Annotated in this window: 2 protein-coding genes; both read left to right on the forward strand. The window is 66.5% G+C overall.

Going from position 1 to position 2480, the window contains the following annotated elements:
* The first annotated feature begins 178 nt into the window (after positions 1-178).
* Positions 179-1933, forward strand: a complete 1755-nt coding sequence (locus EOB49_RS31625) for a portal protein (RefSeq protein ID WP_127383278.1) — start codon at positions 179-181, stop codon at positions 1931-1933.
* A complete protein-coding gene (locus EOB49_RS31630; protein ID WP_127383279.1) occupies positions 1930-2250 on the forward strand; it encodes a hypothetical protein in 321 nt (106 codons plus the stop codon). Before EOB49_RS31625 ends, EOB49_RS31630 begins: the two co-directional genes overlap by 4 nt.
* The last annotated feature ends 230 nt before the right edge of the window (positions 2251-2480 follow it).

Raw genomic sequence — 2480 nt, forward strand, 5'->3', positions numbered from 1 at the left:
GCGACAGAGGGGTCGGTACGACGGGACGCGACCTTCAGGCTTAAAAAGAGAATGCTAGCGCTCCATGCGAGACGACCCCCTCTGGCCTGCCGGCCATCTCCCCCTCAAGGAGGGAGATCAGCAGCTTCGGCGCCGCGCGCCCTTATCGACCCCATCTCATACCCCAGCGAGGCCTCCCATGACCGACACCCGCGCCCGCAATATCCTGTCCCGCCAGTCCGAGCTCGAGAGCGAGCGCAGCCAGTATGAGGCTGTGTGGGAGCAGGTGGCGGAGTTCTGCGACCCCGATGCGCCCGATATCTGGAGCGGCCGCCGGACCGGCGGCCCGGACTCGCAGGCCGAGCGGCAGGAGCGGCGCGGCGCCCGCGTCTATGCCAACACCATCAACTCGGCCGCCAACCGGCTGGCCGCCGGGCTGGAAAGCCTGATCATCCCGCAGTCGGAAAAATGGCACGGGCTATCGACGGCGGCCATGAACGACGAGGAGACCGACGAGGAAAAGGAATGGGCGGAGGCCTTGCGCGATTTCCTGTTTGCGCTGCGCTATTCCGCCAATTCGAATTTCGTGCCGGCGACCCAAGCCTGCCTGCGCAATGTCGTGCGCTATGGCCCGGCCTATCTCTATGCCGAGGAAGGGTTCGGCGCGACGCTTATCCGCTACGCCTCGATCCCGGTGGTCGAGGGCTATCTCAGCCGCAACCGCTGGGGCCAGGTCGACATTTTCCACCGCCGCTACGAGCGCACGGCGCGGCAGGCCGCACAGCTGCTCGGCTATGAGAAGCTGCCGGCGCGGATCAAGGTGCTGGTCGACGATCCGGCCAAATGCGAGACGAAAATCTCGCTGATCCAGTGCATCCAGCCGCGCGACGAGCGCAAGATGTATCGGCTGGGCGGCCAGTACCAGTATCTCGACACGGCCTTCGCCTCCTACCATGTCATCGAGGACGAGGAGGAGATCGTGCGGGAAAGCGGGTTCCGCACGTTTCCGGTGTCGACCTTCAACTGGCGCCGCTACGAGGGCGACCCCTATGGCATTTCGCCTGCTATCGAGGCGCTGACGACGGTGCGCGAGGAAAATGCCGTGCGCCGCTCGGGGCTTCGCGCGCTGCAGCAGATCACCGATCCGGCGACCGCCTCGAAGGCCCGGCTCGACTATGTGCCGGTGCTCAACCCAGGCGAGAATTATCCCGGCCTGATCGACGACAATGGCAGGCCGCTGATTGCGCCGATCTCGACCGGACAGAACCCGACCTATGCCTTCAACTATGCGCAGAGCCGCGCCGACGAGATCCGCGACATGATGTTCGTCAATTTGTTCCAGACGCTGGTGCAGAACCCGCAGATGACGGCGACCGAGGCGCTGATCCGCCAGGAGGAAAAGGGCGCGTTGCTCGGGCCGTCCGGCTCGATCATCCAGGCCGGTTTCGCCAGCAATCTCGACCGCGAGCTCGGCATTCTTGAGGACAAGGGGCTCTATGACGAGGACAGCCGCTTCGTGCCGCCGGAAAGCCTGGCCGGCAAGGCGGTGCGGCCGACCTTCACCGGCCCGCTCGACGTGCTCAGGCGCTCGGCCGAAGCGCGCGACACCATCCAGGTGGTGACGACGGCCATGCAGATGGCGCAGTTCGATCCAGGCGTGATGGACAACATCGACAGCGACGAGGCGATCAAGATCGTGCAGAGCGCCGGCCGCAGCCCGCAGCGCATCTTTCGCCGCAAGGAGGAGGTCGATGGCCTGCGCGATGCCCGCGCCAAGGCCAGCCAGGCGCAGGCCGGCATGGCGGCGATCGCCACGGCCGGCAAGGCCGCCAAGGACGCTGTGCCGGCGGCCGTGCAGGCGCGCGACAGCGGCTTGCTCGACGGGTTGCAAGACATGCTGGGCGGCGGTGGTCAAAGCGGGCAGCCCGTCGGTCCGGCGGGTAACGGCGCATGAGCCGGAAACGCTTCGCCCATGCCGGACAGGCCGGCAGCCCCGCCAAGGCGCGGGACGCGCTGGCCAAGGCGTATCTCAGGGTGTTTTCAGGCGAGGACGGTGAGATGGTGCTGGCCGATCTCGCGGCGACGACCGGCTATTACCGGCGTCCGTCCTATGGCGAGTGGATGGCACGCACCAGGACGCCCAACGGCTTCGAGCTGCACAGCGCCTTGAGCAATGCGCGCGCCGAGGTGGTGCAGCACATTATGGAGTTCCTGACGCTGGACGATGCGCAGCTTGCGGCGCTGGAGAAGGCGGCGCGGGCGGAGGCGTAGGCGGTGAAGCTGCCAATCTCCCCCTCCCCACCCGTGGGGGAGATGTCCGGTAGGGCAGAGGGGGGCGCTGTCCCGCCGACGCTCGAACGATCACGCAGCCCATACTTGCCTCCATCCCTAGAAAGCAGCTTAACGCAAAAAGTTGGCGCTCTACGGCGCCCCCCTCTGGCCTGCCGGCCATCTCCCCCTCAAGTGGGGAGATCGGCTGTCGCGACTGCCTTCGCCAATTG

It is taken from the genome of Mesorhizobium sp. M7A.F.Ca.MR.148.00.0.0 (assembly GCF_003997735.1).
GTDB lineage: Bacteria > Pseudomonadota > Alphaproteobacteria > Rhizobiales > Rhizobiaceae > Mesorhizobium.

What these genes read in the sequence shown, in the direction of transcription:
- EOB49_RS31625 (WP_127383278.1), top strand. Translation starts at nt 179, where the DNA reads ATGACCGACACCCGCGCCCGCAATATCCTGTCCCGCCAGTCCGAGCTC.
- EOB49_RS31630 (WP_127383279.1), top strand. Translation starts at nt 1,930, where the DNA reads ATGAGCCGGAAACGCTTCGCCCATGCCGGACAGGCCGGCAGCCCCGCC.